The 16,693-nt window shown below is 68.5% G+C and carries 13 protein-coding genes; 6 read left to right on the forward strand and 7 right to left on the reverse strand.

Annotated elements, in window-relative coordinates:
- Positions 1-39: 39 nt before the first annotated feature.
- The 3 genes from ACZ1DY_RS44065 to ACZ1DY_RS44075 form a co-directional block, all read right to left on the reverse strand.
- Positions 40-2,082, reverse strand: coding sequence for a PhoX family protein (locus tag ACZ1DY_RS44065; protein WP_465483195.1), 2,043 nt, complete (start codon positions 2,080-2,082; stop codon positions 40-42).
- Between the two features lie 96 nt (positions 2,083-2,178).
- Positions 2,179-3,396, reverse strand: coding sequence for an MFS transporter (locus tag ACZ1DY_RS44070; protein WP_465483196.1), 1,218 nt, complete (start codon positions 3,394-3,396; stop codon positions 2,179-2,181).
- Entirely contained in the window at positions 3,386-3,844 is a 459-nt protein-coding gene (locus ACZ1DY_RS44075; RefSeq protein WP_126737438.1) for a MarR family winged helix-turn-helix transcriptional regulator, read from the reverse strand. The genes ACZ1DY_RS44070 and ACZ1DY_RS44075 overlap by 11 nt, the downstream gene beginning before the upstream one ends.
- Before the next feature lie 77 nt (positions 3,845-3,921).
- Here ACZ1DY_RS44075 and ACZ1DY_RS44080 point away from each other — a divergent pair, with 77 nt between their 5' ends.
- On the forward strand, positions 3,922-4,557 hold the full coding sequence (locus tag ACZ1DY_RS44080; RefSeq protein WP_457959054.1) for an HAD family hydrolase: 636 nt from the start codon (positions 3,922-3,924) through the stop codon (positions 4,555-4,557).
- 186 nt (positions 4,558-4,743) lie between these two features.
- On the opposite strand, the gene ACZ1DY_RS44085 is transcribed toward ACZ1DY_RS44080, so the two are convergent.
- Entirely contained in the window at positions 4,744-5,826 is a 1,083-nt protein-coding gene (locus ACZ1DY_RS44085; protein ID WP_125679418.1) for an inositol-3-phosphate synthase, read from the reverse strand.
- Between the two features lie 62 nt (positions 5,827-5,888).
- The gene (locus tag ACZ1DY_RS44090) at positions 5,889-6,434 is read right to left on the reverse strand and encodes a PadR family transcriptional regulator (protein ID WP_005168208.1); all 546 of its coding nucleotides are present in this window, start codon (positions 6,432-6,434) and stop codon (positions 5,889-5,891) included.
- A gap of 247 nt (positions 6,435-6,681) precedes the next feature.
- On the opposite strand from ACZ1DY_RS44090, the gene ACZ1DY_RS44095 reads away from it, so the two are divergent.
- From ACZ1DY_RS44095 to ACZ1DY_RS44105, 3 genes are all read left to right on the forward strand, one after another.
- Positions 6,682-7,095, forward strand: a complete 414-nt coding sequence (locus tag ACZ1DY_RS44095; RefSeq protein WP_126737440.1) for a DUF5318 domain-containing protein — start codon at positions 6,682-6,684, stop codon at positions 7,093-7,095.
- Positions 7,096-7,564: 469 nt separating this feature from the next.
- Complete coding sequence (locus ACZ1DY_RS44100; protein ID WP_257489842.1) at positions 7,565-9,952, forward strand: transglycosylase domain-containing protein; 2,388 nt, start codon at positions 7,565-7,567, stop codon at positions 9,950-9,952.
- 161 nt (positions 9,953-10,113) lie between these two features.
- Positions 10,114-12,627 (forward strand): transglycosylase domain-containing protein, encoded by a 2,514-nt coding sequence (locus tag ACZ1DY_RS44105; RefSeq protein ID WP_257483492.1) that lies wholly within the window; start codon positions 10,114-10,116, stop codon positions 12,625-12,627.
- Here ACZ1DY_RS44105 and ACZ1DY_RS44110 read toward each other — a convergent pair whose 3' ends face one another.
- A complete protein-coding gene (locus tag ACZ1DY_RS44110; RefSeq protein WP_465483197.1) occupies positions 12,628-13,677 on the reverse strand; it encodes a Gfo/Idh/MocA family oxidoreductase in 1,050 nt (349 codons plus the stop codon). It abuts the gene before it with no gap.
- Between the two features lie 55 nt (positions 13,678-13,732).
- Here ACZ1DY_RS44110 and ACZ1DY_RS44115 point away from each other — a divergent pair, with 55 nt between their 5' ends.
- Both ACZ1DY_RS44115 and ACZ1DY_RS44120 read left to right on the forward strand, forming a co-directional pair.
- Positions 13,733-14,821 carry an ROK family transcriptional regulator gene (locus ACZ1DY_RS44115; protein ID WP_465483198.1) on the forward strand — a complete coding sequence of 363 codons (1,089 nt, stop codon included), beginning with the start codon at positions 13,733-13,735 and terminating at the stop codon, positions 14,819-14,821.
- Positions 14,822-14,838: 17 nt separating this feature from the next.
- Positions 14,839-16,386 (forward strand): glycosyltransferase family 87 protein, encoded by a 1,548-nt coding sequence (locus ACZ1DY_RS44120; protein WP_465483199.1) that lies wholly within the window; start codon positions 14,839-14,841, stop codon positions 16,384-16,386.
- On the opposite strand, the gene ACZ1DY_RS44125 is transcribed toward ACZ1DY_RS44120, so the two are convergent.
- Positions 16,343-16,678: a hypothetical protein gene (locus tag ACZ1DY_RS44125; protein WP_126734693.1), complete on the reverse strand. Its 336-nt coding sequence runs from the start codon at positions 16,676-16,678 to the stop codon at positions 16,343-16,345. The genes ACZ1DY_RS44120 and ACZ1DY_RS44125 overlap by 44 nt on opposite strands.
- Between the last annotated feature and the right edge of the window lie 15 nt (positions 16,679-16,693).

The following is a 16,693-nucleotide window of genomic DNA, read 5'->3' on the forward strand; positions in this document are numbered from 1 at the left end:
GCCATCGACCAAAAGTACTGCTAGATCGTTGCTTTTCGACTAGGAACCGATGTCTTCCAGGCCATGCCTGCCCGGTTTCCACACCGCCACCACGGAGGGACGAGGCTGGGTTTCCCCACCGTCCGGCCAATGGGAGGCCGGTTTGTCGGCGTTCGCGCCGTCAACTTCACCCGGATGCTGGACACAGACCGTGACGATCTTCCGCTCGACGATCGGCCCGCAGGTCTCCGCGCCGCGGGGCACGGTGAGGAACAGCTTGAGCTCCCCGCGGTTGCGGCCTTCGAGCGGTACCGAGTAGAGGCCGTCGTTGATGCCGAGCGCGCCCGCCGAGTCGGTGGAGATCCAGAGGTTGCCGTGCCGGTCGAAGGCCACGTTGTCCGGGCTGGAGATCGGTGAGACCTGGTCCTTGGGGAAGCCGGCGAAATAGGTGTCCGGCGAGGCCGGGTCGCCGCACACCAGGAACAACCGCCAGCTGAAGGTGAGCGCGAGCGCGTCACCGCGACGCTCCTCGAGCTCCAGCACCTGGCCGTGCTTGTTGTTCAGCCGCGGGTTGGGCTCGGTGGCGCCTTCCTTGCCGGGGTTGCCGCGCTCGACGTTGTTGCTCAGCGCGCAGTAGATCCGGCCGGTGTACGGATGGGCCTGGATGTCCTCGGGGCGGTCCATCTTGGTGGCGCCCACCCGGTCGGCCGCCTCGCGGGTGAAGACGTAGACCTCTTCGGCGGTCATTCCGTCCACAAAGGACTTGTTGCCCGAGGCCAGCGGGATCCACTCGCCGCCGCCGTCGAATTCGCCGTCACTGGGCAGTTTCCCGGTGCCGTCGATCTCGGCGGGCGGGCTGTCGCCGGTGAAGCGGCCGACGTACAGCGTGCCGTCGTCGAGCAGGGTCATGTTGTGGCGCCGGGCGTGCGCGCTGTTCCCCGGCTTCATCCGGCCCGTCGAGATGAACTTGTAGATGTATTCGAAGCGCTCGTCGTCACCGGAGTAGGCGACCACGCGGCCGTCCTTGGCGACGCGGATGTTGGCCGTCTCGTGCTTGAAGCGGCCCAGATGTGTGTGCTTGACCGGGGTGCTGTCCGGGTCGTGCGGATCCAGCTCGATCACCCAGCCGAAGCGGTGTGCCTCGTTCGGCTCCCTCGCGATGTCCCAGCGCGCGTCGAAGCGCTCCCACTTGCGGGTGGTCGCGGTGCCCCGGATGCCATAGCGCGCGTAGCGCTTGCGCTTCACCGGATCGGCCACGGTGTCCGCGTTCCCGAAGTACTGGTTGATGTTCTCCTCGCCGGACAGGATCGTGCCCCACGGCGTGACGCCGCCCGCGCAGTTGTTCATCGTGCCCAGCACCACCGTGCCGGTGGGATCGGCGGCGGTCTTCAGCAGGTCGCTGCCCGCGGCCGGACCCGTGACCTTGAACGGCGTGTGCAGCGTGATCCGCCGGTTGTAGCGGGACATCTTCGGCCGCAGGTGCCCGGTGTCGCGTCCGCGCGACACCTGGACGACGGTCAGCCCGTGGGCCGCCCACGCGATCTTGACCTGTTCCTCGGTCGGGTTGTTCCGGTCGTAACCGCGGAACATGAACTCTTCCGACGTGTACTCGTGGTTCGTGACCAGGAGCGCGGAGAGGCCCCAGTGGTCGAGCGGCAGCAGCGCGGCGAAGTCGCAGTTGTAGCCGAACTGCTTCGCCTGTGCCTCGGCGGTCTGGTGGTCGAAGTCGAACTCCGGCGCGCCGGGCAGCACCGCGTCACCCCAGCGGATCACGATGCCCTGCTCGTAGCCCTCGGGCACCACGACGGCGTCGAGCGTGTTCGGCTGGACCCGCTCGTAGTCCGTGCCGGGTGGCGGTTTCGGCCGTCCCTCGGGGGCGGCGGACGCGGGCGCGGCGAGCGCGAGCGGGGTGCCGGCGGCCAGCGCGACGACGGCGGTCGCCTTCAACGCGCCACGGCGGCTCACCGCGCCGAGCACGTCGGCGAAGGTGGGGTTGTCCGACGTGTTCGGCGCGTCGTGGAAGCACGCGTCGCCACAGCGGTAGGTACAGGTCACTGATGCCCGGCTCGGTGAGTGGCCGGCCAGCAACGGAAGGAATTTCACGCGGACCTCGCATCTGCAGTTCGGGAGGTCGACGCTAAGGCACCGGACCGACGAGAGGAAACCCCTCGTTGGTCCGGTGTTCACCCTTTGTTCCGCTTACATCTCCTCGCCCACGAGGACGGCCTCGGCCGGAATCGTGTGCGGATCGGCGGACTTCTCGCGGATCGTCAGCAGGGCGCCGGCCAGCACGCACAGGATCGCGGCGATCACGAACGGCGCCTGCTTGGCACCGAACCACTCGGCCAGGTGACCGACGACGGTCGCCGCGACCGCGCCGCCGAGCCAGCGGCAGAAGTTGTACCCGGCGCTCGCGACCGGACGCGGGGCGCCGCTGATCGACATCGCCGTACCGGTGAAGAGCGTGTTGAGCAGGCCGGACACCAGACCGGACAGGATGATGCCGACCACCAGGACGGGCTTGCTCGGGATCGCCATGATCAGCAGCAGGACGGCGTAACCGAAGACGGCGACCACGGTCGCGTGCCGCTCGCCGAGCTTCGCGGCCAGCTTCGGCGCCAGCACCACGCCCGCGACGGCGACCGAAAGGCCCCAGCCGCAGAAGATGAGGCCGACGGCGACGGCGCTCCACTCCAGCACGAACGGCGACCACGCCAGCACGACGAAGAACGCGGCGGTGTAGAGGGCGGACCCGATCGACGTACGCAGCAATCCACCGTGCTTGAGCGCGCGGAACGGGTCGAGCAGGCGGATCTTCGGCCGCTTCTCCTTCGCGTCGCCGGTCAGGAAGATCGAGCAGAGCACGAGACCGCACAGCATCAGCAGCGAAGTGCCGAAGAACGGGCCGCGCCACGAGATGCTGCCGAGCAGGGCGCCCAGCAGCGGGCCGACCGCCAGGCCGACGCCGAGCGCGGCCTCGTACAGCAGGATCGCGCCGGCCTGGCCGCCGGTCGCGGCGCCGACGATGACCGAAAGCGCGGTCGCGATGAAGAAGGCGTTGCCGAGCCCCCAGACCGCACGCAACCCGATGAGCTGCTCGATCGACCCGGACGCGGCGCACAGCGCGGTGGCGACGACGACCAGCGTCAGCCCGACGACCACGGTCCGCTTGGCCCCGAACCGGGCACTCATCGCGCCGGTCACCAGCATGGCGACCGCCTGGACGCCGAGGTAGCTGGAGAACAGCAGGGTCACTTCCGACGGCGTCGCTTTCAGGCCTTCCGCGATCGACAGCAGGATCGGGTCGACGAGCCCGATACCCATGAACGCGATGACCGCGGCGAACGCGGTGATCCATACCTGTTTGGGCTGCCCCTTGACGGCGTCCAACAGGCTCGAGTGGTGCTCAGCGCTCATCGCGGATCAGTTCCTCCTTCTTGTCTTCGTGCAGCAATCGGGTGAAGGCGGGGAGCGCGGCTTCGATCGCGATGCGGTCGGTCTCGTCGAGTTCGAGGAGGCGTTCGCGGAGGAACTCCTCCCGCGCGACGATCAGCCGGCGATGGAAGCGCTGCCCCACCTCGGTGACTTCGACGAGCACCGCCCGGCCGTCGGCGGGATCGCGGCGGCGGCTGACCAGGCCCAGCCGTTCGAGACGGCGGACGACGTCGGTCATCGTCGGCATCCGGACCCGTTCCAGGTCGGCGAGCGTGCTCATCCGGCGTGGACCGCCGTTGAGCAGCTCCGACAGCACCGAACCCTGCGTGAGGGTGAGCTGCACCTGCGGCGTCTCCCGGCGGACGAGGTAGTACAGCCGGAACACCAGCGGGCGGAGCCGGTGGGCGAGGTCGGCGACTTTCGTGGTCACTTAGCCATGCTAACTAAAATTACTGAGCATGGCTAAGTAATCTGCCGCACAGGTTTCCAGCGCCTAGGGTTGGGGGTGTGGAAGCGGTGATCTTCGATCTCGACGGTGTCCTGGTGGATTCGGAAAAGATGTGGGACGAGGTCCGCCGGGCGGTCGTCCACGAGTTCCACGGCACCTGGCGGGAGGAATCGACCAGGGCGATGCAGGGGATGAGCACCCCGGAATGGGCCGCCTACCTGGCGCACGACCTCGGCGTCCAGCTGCGGCCCGAGGACGTCGCGCAGGTGGTGATCGACCGGATGGCGCGGCGGTACGCGGAGAAACCGCCGATCATCCCGGGCGCGCCGGGGGTCGTGCGCGAGGTCGCGAAGCACTGGCCGGTGGCGATCGCGAGCTCGTCGCCGCCGCTGCTGATCAAGGCGTTCCTCGACATCACGCGGCTGCCGGTGCCGACGGCGGTTTCGTCGGAGCAGGTCGGCGCCGGAAAGCCGGCGCCCGATGTGTACCTGAAGGCGGCGGAGCTGCTGGGCGCGGAGCCGAAGAACTGCGCGGCCGTGGAGGACACCACCAACGGGCTGCGCGCGGCGCTGGCCGCGGGGATGACGGTGTACGCGGTGCCGAATCCGCATTTCCCGCCGGATCCGGCGGTGCTGGCGGAGACGACGGTGGTGCCGGTGATCACGGATCTGCCGGCGGCGCTGCTGGAGGGCTGATTCCGGGCCGACGGGGTGTTGCGAAAGCCACTTTCGCAACCTTCAACGTCGCGAAAGTGGCTTTCGCAACGCTCCCGCTCGGGACCGGACCAGGTTCAGCCTCTCGCGGGCGCCCGGATGCCATGAAAGGTCCTTTCCTTGCGAATTTCGCAAGGAAAGGACCTTTCAGCCCGCGTCCGGGGAGGGTCACGCCTCGCCGGCGATGAACTTCTCGACCTCGTCGCGCGCGGTGGCGTCGTCGTACTGCTCCGGCGGCGACTTCATGAAGTACGAGGAAGCCGACAGGATCGGGCCGCCGATACCGCGGTCCTTCGCGATCTTCGCGGCGCGCACGGCGTCGATGATGATGCCCGCCGAGTTCGGCGAGTCCCACACCTCGAGCTTGTACTCCAGGTTCAGCGGCACGTCGCCGAAGGCGCGGCCTTCGAGCCGGACGTAGGCCCACTTGCGGTCGTCGAGCCACTGCACGTAGTCGGACGGCCCGATGTGGACGTTGCCCTTGCCGAGCTCGCGGTCGACCTGCGAAGTGACCGACTGGGTCTTCGAGATCTTCTTCGACTCGAGCCGCTCCAGCTCCTTCATGTTCAGGAAGTCCATGTTCCCGCCCACGTTGAGCTGCATCGTCCGGTCGAGCTGGACGCCGCGGTCCTCGAACAGCTTCGCCAGCACGCGGTGCGTGATGGTGGCGCCGACCTGGGACTTGATGTCGTCACCGACGATCGGGACGCCCGCCGCGCGGAACTTCTCCGCCCACTCGGGGTCGGAGGCGATGAACACCGGCAGCGCGTTGACGAACGCCACACCGGCGTCGATGCAGGCCTGCGCGTAGAACTTGTCGGCCTCTTCGGAGCCCACCGGCAGGTAGGAGACGAGCACGTCGACCTCGGCCTCGCGCAGCGCGGCGACGACGTCGACCGGGGCCTCGTCGGACTCCTCGATGGTCTCGCGGTAGAAGCGGCCGAGCCCGTCGTAGGTGTGCCCGCGCTGCACGGTGACACCCAGCGGCGGCACGTCGGCGATCTTGATCGTGTTGTTCTCCGAGGCGAAGATCGCCTCGGACAGGTCACGGCTGACCTTCTTGGCGTCCACGTCGAACGCGGCGACGAACTCGATGTCGCGGACGTGGTACTCGCCGAACACGACGTGCATCAAACCGGGCACGCGAGTGCCGGCATCTGCGTCGCGGTAGTACTGAACGCCCTGGACCAGCGAGGCCGCACAGTTGCCGACGCCCACGATGGCCACCCGAACGCGGCGGTTCTCGCCCATGCCGGTTTCTCCTTCATTAGTCCAACAGTTGTAGGTAATGCGCAGCGCGCTCGGAGAGCGCCTCAGGTCTCCGGCCCGCGCTGCTCGGCCTGTTCGTGCGCGATCAGCTCGTTGAGCCAGCGCACCTCCCGCTCACTGGACTCCAGCCCGAGCCGGTGCAGCTCACGGGTGTAGCGGTCGATCTTCTCCTCGGCCCGCGCCATTGCCGTCCGAAGTCCTTCACGGCGTTCCTCGACCCGACGACGGCGGCCTTCCAGGATTCGCATCCTGACGTCGGCCGGTGTCCTCGAAAAGAACGCCAGGTGGACGCCGAAGCCTTCGTCGTCCCACGTCTGCGGCCCGGCGTCGCCGAGCAGTTCGGCGAACCGTTCCTTGCCCTCGGCGGTGAGCTTGTACACCCGCTTGCCCCGGCGCGCCCACGCCCGGTCTTCCACCTCTTCGAGCTCCTCGACGAGGTAGCCGGCGCGAAGCAGCCGACGCAGGGTCGGGTACAGCGAGCCGTACGAGAACGTCCGGAACATCCCGAGCGTCTCATGCAAACGTTTGCGCAGCACGTAGCCGTGCATGGGGGTCTCGTGCAGCAGGCCCAAGATCGCGAGCTCGAGCACACCGCACCCCCTTCCGGGAACAAACCGCGACCGGTCGCGTTGGCCACCGTGACCGGCTCGGTCAACCTACCGGCCCACTATATCGCGCCGATACATCGGAGTGGTGTAGCTAACCCCGATCGAGTACCCGGAAAACGGGCGAAATTCACCGGACAGTTATCGAATCGTCGGCGTGTCCGACCGCATACGCACCGTCCCGCCGCCAACGGGACGTGGACCACACAGGAAGAGCCCGTACTCTGTTGGCGTGCGAAACCAGCGGCAGGTCGTGGACTACGCCTTACAGCGGCGCGCGCTGCTCAAGGGCGTCCACTCCGGACGGGTCGGCACATACGACGTCTGCGACGCGGGCCCGTACCTCCTCCGTGCCGCGAAATTCCACGGCCGACCAGGCGATCTGGACTGCCCGGTCTGCCATCGGGAGGAACTGACCCTGGTGTCGTGGGTGTACGGCGACGAGCTCAAGCACGCCGCCGGATCGGCCAAGACGCCGGAAGAACTGGTACGGATGGACGGGCATTTCGCGGAGTTCACCGTCTACGAGGTCGAGGTCTGCCGGAGCTGCCACTGGAACCACCTGGTGCGGTCCTACGTCCTCGGAACAGGAGATCCGGGAACCACCCGGCCACGGACCCGGTCGCAGAGGACAGCGGGTCAGTGACAGGTATCGAAAACGCAGTTGAGCACAGAGCGGCGTGCCCCGAAGCGCCGGTCTGGGAGGCCCATTCGTGAACGACGACCGCAATCGCTCCTGGCCTGGCCAGGAGCCTGATGCACCTCGCCGTGCCCAATGGCCTGGCGAAGACGACGAACCCGGCTGGCCGAGCGAAGAACCGCCGCGCCGCCCCCAGCGCCGGACTCCCCCGAACGGCATCCCCCGCTCGGCGAACCCGCGTCCCGCCGGCCCCCGCGCTTCCGACCCGCAGTGGCCGGCCGGCGACGCCGGTGGCCCCGAGTGGCCCTCCGACAACGAACCGCGCCGTCCCGCGCCGCCGCGCCGCCCCAACGGCATGCCCCCGCGCAGGCAGGGACCCCCGCCGCCGCCCGGTGGCCGTCCCGCCGGGCACCGTCCGCCGCCGCCTCCGCCCGGCGACCGCCGTCCTCCCGCCCCGGCCGACCAGGCGACCGCGATGGTCCGGCCGGTCGAGCCGGAACCGTACGAGCGCGAGCCGGAACTCATCACGCACCACGCGCACAACGGCACCGAAGACCCGTACGGCTACGACCCGTACGACGACCGCTATGACGATCGTCACCCGAGCGCCGCGTTCGGCGCGGAGGGCGAGGATCCGTACGAAGACGAGCCCGCCGAAGACGACGAGGACGGCAAGAAGAAGGTCCTCACGCCGAAGCAGCGCAAGAAGCGGCGCTGGCGGATCGTCCGCCGGGTCCTCTACGCGATGTTCGGCCTGTTCGTCGTGGTGCCCGCGATCGCGTTCGTCATCACCTACTTCCTGGTGGACGTCCCGTCGCAGGAAAGCGTCGCGAGCCTGCAGAGCCAGCCGATCACGCTGATGTACGCCGACGGCAGCCCGATGGGCAAGATCGCGCCCGCCAGCGGCGGAAGCCGGTACCTGCTCAAGCCCGGGGAAGTCCCCGAAGTGGTCAAGAAGGCCGTGTACGCGGCGGAAGACTCGTCGTTCGAGACCAACTCCGGTTTCGACGTCGGCGGCATCCTGCGCGCGGTCTACAACAACGTCACCGGCGGCCAGGGCGGCGGCTCGACGATCTCCCAGCAGTACATCAAGAAGGCGACGGCCAACGAGGCGCCGACGCTCACCCGTAAATGGACCGAGCTGGCCAAATCCTTCAAGATGAACAACCAGATGTCCAAAGAGGAGATCATCACCGCCTACCTCAACACCATCTACTTCGGCCGCGGCGCCAACGGAATCGAAGCGGCCGCGCAGGCCTACTTCAAGAAGCCGGCCAAGGAGCTCGGCGCGTCAGAGGCCGCGCTGCTCGCCGGGTTGATCCAGGGTCCGAGCCGGTCCGAGAACGAGCCGTACGCGCAGCGACGCTGGAACTTCGTGATGGACCAGATGGTGTCGAACAAGTGGCTCGACCCGGGTGAGCGCGCCGCCGCGCAGTTCCCGAAGCCGATCCCGAAGGCGCAGGCGAAGGCCGACGACGCCGGGACGCTGAGCCTGCACATCCGCAACCGCGTGATCGACGAGCTCGAAGCCCGCGGTTACGACCAGGACCGGCTCCACCAGGGCGGCTACAAGATCACCACGACGATCGATCCCAAGGCGCAGAAGATGGCCGAGGAATCCGTCGCCGAGGGGATGAAGGGCCAGACGGACGAGAACATCCTGAACGCGCTGGTCGCGATCGACCCCAAGACCGGCGGCGTCGTCGCCTACTGGGGCGGCCCGGACTGGACCAAGAACGCGCAGGGCCAGGACGTCCAGGCCATCGACTGGGCGAACGTGCCGCACAACCCCGGTTCGGCGTTCAAGGCCTTCGACCTGACCGCGTTCCTGAAGATGGGCCGCGGTCTCGGCGAGACCTTCGACGGCTCCAACAACCGGAAGTTCGACGGCCGCACGATCCGGAACGCGGGCGAGAGCTCCAACTGCGGCACGCAGTGCACGGTCGCCGAGGCGATGAAGGTCTCCGCGAACACCGTGTTCTACGACATGGTCCGCAACGAGACGAAGGTCGACCCGGTAGCGAAGGCCGCGAAGGAAGCCGGCGTGATGGTGGAGGCCGAAGGCGGTAAGGCGAAGCTGAGCCCCGACATCAACATCGCGCTCGGCGGTGGTGGCACGGTCACCACCGCGGAGGACATGGCGGCCGGTTTCGCCACCTTCGCCGGCGAAGGCGTCCGGCAGAAGCAGCACTTCGTCGCCAAGCTGACCAACTCCCAGGACGAGGTCGAGTTCGACGAGACGGCTCCCAAGGGAACCCCGGCCTTCAGCGACGACGCCGACAAGAGCAAGCAGATCGCGGGCAACGTCACCGACGCGCTCGAAGAGGTCATCCCGTACTCGAAGCTCAAGTGCCCGAAGAACCACGAGTGCGCGGGCAAGACCGGGACGCAGCAGTACGACTTCAAGGACAGCGACCCGCCGAGCTATCGCGACCGCAACGCGCAGACCTGGATGGTGGGCTACACGCCGAGCATCTCGACGTCGGTGTGGGTCGGCGGCGACGGCAACAAGCCGCTGCACGACAAGAACAACAAGCCGATCTACGGCCGGACCATCGCCGGTCCGATCTGGGAAGACTTCATGTCCCGGTACATGACCGGCAAGCCGTCGGAGAAGTTCGACAGCGTCAAGCCGATCGGCAAGGACGCGCGTTCCGTGCCGACGACGACCGCCCAGAAGCCGCCGGAGACGTCGACGCCGCCCGAGACGCCGTCGACCACCCCGACGCCGACGACACCCACGACGCCGACCGAGACGACCGAAACGGGTGGCTGGCCGACGAAGCCGACCAAACCCACGAAGCCGACGAGGCCGGGGCCCGGGACCACGGATCCGTTGTTCCCGAACGCCGAAGATCCGTGACGATCGGGCTGAGCACCTGACGAAGGGTGTGCCGGGCGAGTGCCCGGCACACCTTTTTTTCGTGGCATCGGTGAACCTGAACCGATCCGATACGTCTTAACTAGAAGGAGACCTGCGACCGCAGGACCGCGCTCACCACGGAAGGTTCGGAGGACGTCCCAGTGAACGACGATCCCCACGGCGGATGGCCAGGTCAGGACCCTGACCCCGCACGTCGTCCGCAACGCCCGGCCGGACCGCCCCGCCGCCCCGCCGGGCCGCCCCCTGGACACGGGCAGCGGCAGGGTCCCCCGGGACAGGCGCCGTGGCAACGCCAGGGGCCCTCCCAGCAGCAGCCGCCACCGCGCCGCCCGCAGCGGCCACCGGTCGCGCCGCAGCACGAGCCGGACCTCATCACGCATCACGAGCACAACGGCACCACCGACCGCGGCTACGACGAGCCGTACGACGATGAGCCGTACGGCCCGGAGACCGACGAGAACGGCAAGCCGGTCCTCACCCCCGCGCAGCGCAAGAAGCGCCGGTGGAGACGGATCCGGCGAGTGCTGCTCGCGCTGTTCTGCCTCTTCGTCGTCATCCCGGCGATCGCGTTCGTGATCACCTACTTCGCCGTCGACGTGCCGTCGCCGCAGTCCGTCGCGGCCACCCAGGGCCAGGCGGTGACGTACTACTACGCCGACAACACCGAGATGGGCAAGGACGTCCCCAAGGGCGGCAACCGGCAGATCCTGACGCCGGAGCAGATCCCGGACATCGTCAAGAAGGCCGTGATCGCCACCGAGGACGCCTCCTTCGAGACGAACTCCGGCTTCGACATCGGCGGCATCCTGCGCGCGGTCTACAACCAGGTGACCGCGGGCAAGGGCGGTGGCTCGACCATCTCCCAGCAGTACATCAAGGTCGCCAGCGGGGACGACGAATCGTCGCTCGCCCGTAAATGGACCGAGCTCGCCAAGTCCTTCAAGATGAACCAGACGTACGAGAAGAAGGACATCATCTCGGCGTACCTGAACATCATCTACTTCGGGCGTGGCGCGTACGGGATCGAGTCGGCCGCGCAGGCGTTCTTCGGCAAGCCCGCCGGTGACCTGAACGCTTCGGAGGCGGCGCTCCTCGCGGGCCTCATCCAGCAGCCGGGCCGCTCGGAGAACCCGAAGGTCGCGAACGATCGCTGGAACGTCGCGCTGAACCGGATGGTGCAGAACGGTTTCCTCTCCGCCGCTGATCGCGCGAACCTGCAGTTCCCGACGCCGATCCCGCAGGAGGACAAGCAGCAGGCCGGGGTGGTCAACCCGTTCATCCGCGACAAGGTCATGGACGAGCTCGCGGCGAACGGCATCACCGCCGACGTCTACTACCGCGGCGGCTACAAGGTCTATACGACCATCGACCCGAAGGCGCAGGCCGCGGCCGAGCAGGCGGTGGCCGACGGGATGAAGGGCCAGACCGACGAGAACCTGCTCAACGCGCTCGTCGCCATCGACCCGAAGACCGGCGGCGTGAAGGCGTACTACGGTGGCCCGTCCATCGTGAAGGGGCCCGACGGCAAGGACCAGAAGGGCCGTGACTGGGCGAACACCCCGCAGAACCCCGGATCGTCGATGAAGCCGTTCGACCTCACCGCGTACATGCAGCTGGGCAAGGGCGGCATCAACTCGACGTTCGACGGCTCCAACAACCGGCAGTTCGGGAAGCAGACGATCCGGAACGCCGGTCCCGGTAGCTCGTGTTCGGCGCAGTGCACGGTGTCCGAAGCGATGCAGCGCTCCGCGAACACGGTGTTCTACGACATGGTCGTGAACGTGACCAAGCCCGGGCCGGTGGCACAGGCCGCCAAGGACGCCGGGATCAAACCCGCCCCCGAGGGCGTGTCCGAGCTGTACGCCGACAACAACATCGCGCTCGGCGGTGGCAAGACGGCCGTCAGCCCGGAGGACATGGCCGCCGCGTACGCGACCTTTGCGGGCGAAGGCCAGCGGCGGGACAAGCACTTCATCGTCAAGGTGACCAACTCGCAGGATGAGGCCGCGTACTCGGCTCCGGAAGAGGCGAAGCCGGCGTTCTCCGACGACGCGGACAAGAGCAAGCAGATCGCCGGGAACGTCACCGAGTCGCTCAAGGGTGTCATCCCGTTCTCGAAGCTCAAGTGCCCCAACAATCACGAGTGCGCGGGCAAGACGGGAACGCAGCAGCACACCTACCGTCCGGGTGAACCCGCGTCGGCGAAGGACGCCAACTCGCAGACCTGGATGGTCGGCTACACGCCGTCGATCTCGGCCGCGGTCTGGGTCGGCGGCGACGGTGACAAGGCGCTGAAGGGCAAGAACGGCAAGTCGATCTTCGGTTCGACGATCGCCGGGCCGATCTGGCAGAAGTTCCTTTCCCTGTACCTGAACGGGAAACCGGGGGAGCGCTTCGAGAAGGTCAAGATCATCGGCGGGGACGACAGCAACACCGTCCCGTCGACGCAGACCCCGCCGGACGAGGACGAAGGCTCGACCGAGACCGGCACGCCGTCGACCGGCCCGTCCACCGGGTCCTCTTCCTCGCGGAACCAGGAAGAGGAGACCTCCAGTTCGCGGAACCCGCCTTCGTCGAGCGAGAACAACGGCGGTGAAGAAGAAAGCGGCGGCAACGGGCCCGGCCGTGGAGGCGGCAGAGGCGACAACGAATAGCTAGAGGGTGACGACGCGCCGTTCGGCACCCGAAAGGTGTGCGGCTTCGATGACCCGGAGCGCCTCGACGGCGGAGGCGGGATCGACCGGGAAGCCGCCCTTGCCGAGCAGCGCGTCGCGCACCCGCGCGTAGAAGTCCTCGTACCGGCCGACCTCGGTGGGCACGGTTTCGATGTCGTCGTTCACACCGAGCACGCCCGCGTCCGACGGCGGCTCGACGCCCCAGCCGGGGTCGCCGGGCCGCAGTCCGTCCTTGATCTGCGGCTCCTGGACGTCGAGGCCGTACTTCGTGAAGGTCGCCTTGTCGCCGAGCACGCGGAAGCGCGGGTTCCGGGTGCCCGCGAGCGCGGACGCCCACAGATGCGAGCGCACCCCGTTGGTGTGCTGGAGGGCGACGAAGGCGTCGTCGTCGACGGACACCCCGGCGCGGCGCCTGTCGACCTCCGCGTAGACCTCGGAGACCGGGCCGAACAGCTGCAGCGCCTGGTCGACGATATGCGCGCCGAGGTCGTAGAGGAGGCCGCCCGCCTCGGCGGGGTCGCCGAACTCGCGCCAGTTGTCCCGCGGCTTCGGCACCCAGCGGTCGTAGCGTGACTCGAAGCGGAAGACGTCGCCGAGACGGCCGGACTCGAGGACCTTCCGGACGGTGAGGAAGTCCGAGTCGAACCGGCGGTTCTGGAACACCGTCAGTCCGACCCCCTTGGCCTTCGCCGCTTCGACGACCTTCGCCGCTTCGGCCGCTGTCGGCGCGAAGGGCTTGTCGACGACGACAGGCAAGCCTGCCTCGATGGCCCGAAGCGCGAGCGGAACGTGCGTGCGGTTCGGCGTGCTGACGACGACCAAGTCCAGCTCGCCGGCCTTCGCGAACAACGCGTCCGCGTCGGGCAGCACGTCGGCGGCCGGATAGTCGGCGCTCGCCTGCCCGACCCGGTCCGGATTCGAGGTGACGATGGCGGCCGGGGTCAGCCCCGGTGTCGCGTCGACCAGCGGCGCGTGGAAGACGCGTCCGCCGGTGCCGTATCCGAAGATCCCCACTCGCAAGTCAGCCATGACCCCATTAAACAACAGTGTTGCGTAATCGGCCAGTCATGGCAGGATGCGCGCTATGCCGGACACCGGGGTCAATCTGCGCGGCCTGCGCCAGCACAATCGGACACTGCTGCTCACGCATATCCTGCGCGCGGGCGGCCTCAGCCGCGTCGAACTCGCCGAACGCACCCGGCTCACCCAGCAGGCCGTCTCGAAGATCGTCCCCGAACTGCTCGAAGCGGGTCTGCTGGACGAAGAACGCCAGGCCGCGTCCGGCGTCGGCAAACCGCGCACCCTGCTGCGCGTCCGCGCGAACGCCCGGCACGCGCTCGGCGCCCAGCTCGACCGGGACTCGTTCCGCGTGCTCATGACCGACCTGACCGGGAAGATCATCGCGTCCCGCGGCGGGCCGCTGACTCCCGGATTCACCCCCGACCAGGCCGTTTCCGCCCTCGGTGAAGCGACCGAAGCGCTACTCGGCGGCGTCGAACGCGAAGGCGTTCTCGGCCTCGGCGTCGGCTCCGTCGGCCCTCTCGACCACCGCGAAGGCGTCGTCCGGGACGCCACGAACATGCCGGGCTGGCACCACGTCCCCCTGCGCGACCTGCTCGCGAAACGCACCGGGTTGCCCGTACGGCTCGACAAGAACACCAACGCCGCCGCCTTCGCCCAGCACTGGCCGGAGGGCGCCGAGGCCGCGACCGCCGTCGTGCTCGTCGGCACCGGGATCGGCGTCGGCCTGCTGATCGACGGCAGGCTGTACCGCGGGCCGCGGACCAACGCCGGCGAATTCGGGCACACCACGCTCGCCTTCGACGGACCGCGCTGCGCGTGCGGCCGCCGCGGCTGCGTCGAGGTGCTGCACAACGCGGCGGCGACCACGGAAGAGGCGGCGGGCCTGCTCGGGATCGGCCTCGCCGACCTCGTCCAGGTCCTCGACCTCGAACGGGTCGTGCTGACCGGGCGCTCGGTCCGCGCGGAGCCCGAGGTCTACCGCGACACCGTCGCGGCGCGGCTGCGGGAGCTGCTGCCTTTGCCGCACTGGCAACGGATCCAGGTCGATCTCGACGAGATGGGCGACGACGTCGTCGCGTTCGGCGCGGCAGCGGAGGTGCTGGCCGGGTTCTACGACAGCGGCGACATCACCGGGCAGTCACCCGGGTAGGCGCTAACATCCGCCACGTGTCCGACCAGACGACCCAGCCCGAGGCTCCGCTCTCCCTCACCCCCGGCGAGCGGGTCATCCCGAGCTGGAACGAACCGCTCGTGGCCGCGGCCACCCGCCCGATCGGCGGACCGCTCGGCGAGCACGCGGCCGTGGGGCGGCATTGGTTCTGGTCCCCGCAGCGGGTGGGGCTGTTGCTGGCCTGCCTCGCGCTGGTGCTCTCGTGGTTCGGCAAGGCGTCGTGCATCCAGGAGTACACCGACGACTCCGGGACCCATCAGCTCGATTGGCGGGCGGGCCGCCCCTTCGTCGCGATGTGCTACTCGGACATCATCCCGCTCTACAGTTCCGAGCGCCTGAACGATCCGGACACCTTCCCGTACGTGACTTCGTGGACCGAAGACGCGGGAACGGCGAAGGAGACCACGCGGTACATGGAGTACCCGGTCGCGACCGGGCTGTTCCAGTGGATCAACGCGAAGATCACCGAAGCGTGGCTTTCGGTCGCGGAATCGGGCTGGCTGCCCGGCGCGCTCCCGGTGGCCGTGTACTTCAACATCTCGGCGCTCTGGCTCGCGCTGGCCTGGCTCGTCACGGTGTGGGCGACCGGCCGATCGCTGAAACGCCGCCCGTGGGACGCCGCACTGGTCGCGATCTCGCCGCTGGCGATGGTGCACGTCTTCACCAACTTCGACGCCATCGCGACCGCGTTCACCGCGACCGCGCTGCTCGCGTGGGCCCGGCGCCGCCCGGAGGTCGCGGGTTTCCTGCTCGGCCTCGGCGCGGCGGCGAAGCTGTATCCGCTGCTGTTGCTCATCCCGTTGTTCTTCCTGTGCCTGCGCGCGGGCAAGGTCAAACAGTGGGCGCTCACCACCGGGCTCGCCGCGGCGACACTCGTGGTGGTCAACGTCCCGTTCGCGCTCGCCGCGCCGACCGGCTGGTGGGAGTTCTTCCGGCTCAACACGGCGCGCCCGATGGATCCCGACTCGCTCTACAACGTGATCTCCCACCTGTCCGGCTGGGCCGGTTTCGACGGGAAACTCGCGACGGGCCAGACACCGGTCGTGCTCAACGCCGTCGTCGCGGTGCTGTTCCTCGCCGCCTGCGCCGGCATCGGGTACGTCGCGATGAAGGCGCCGCGCCGTCCGCGGCTCGGCCAGCTGGCCTTCCTCGTGGTGGCCGCGTTCCTGCTGACCAACAAGGTGTGGAGCCCGCAGTATTCGCTGTGGCTGGTGCCGCTGGCGGTGCTCGCGATCCCGCGCTGGCGGCTGCTGCTCGGCTGGATGATCCTCGACGCGCTGGTCTGGGCGCCGCGGATGATGTACTACCTCGGCGTCGACAACAAGGGCCTGCCCGAAGACTGGTTCCTCGGCACCGTCGTCGTCCGCGACCTCGCGGTGGTCGGCCTCTGCGCGCTGGTGATCCGGGAGATCCACCAGCCGCGCAGAGACCTCGTCCGCGCCGCCGGGGACGACGATCCGATCGGCGGTTTCCTCGACGGCGCCCCCGACGCGCGCACCGTCAAACGCGCCTCAGCACCTCAGGTCCAGGACGTTCCAGCCTGACGTGCTTGCCGAAGTCCTCGGCCCCGAAGTCGTCGATACTCACGATGACGGCTTCGGGCGACGTCTCGACCAGACGGCAGCTGACCCAGTCGTCCCCCTGCTTGACCGACCAGCGCTCGGCGAGGATGGCCAGCCCCTCGGCCTCCAGCAACGCGACGGAGTCGTCGAAGGCGGCCGGCCCGCCGAGCGGGTAGCCGAAGACGGTCAGTGCCTGCCAACGGGTTTCCGGCGCGGGGACGACGTAGCCGACGTGCTCGCCGTCCTCCGCCCGGTACACGGTCCGATTCTTCATGCGGCACAGGTTGGA

The sequence above is a fragment of the Amycolatopsis sp. PSD-21 genome (genome assembly GCF_055561455.1).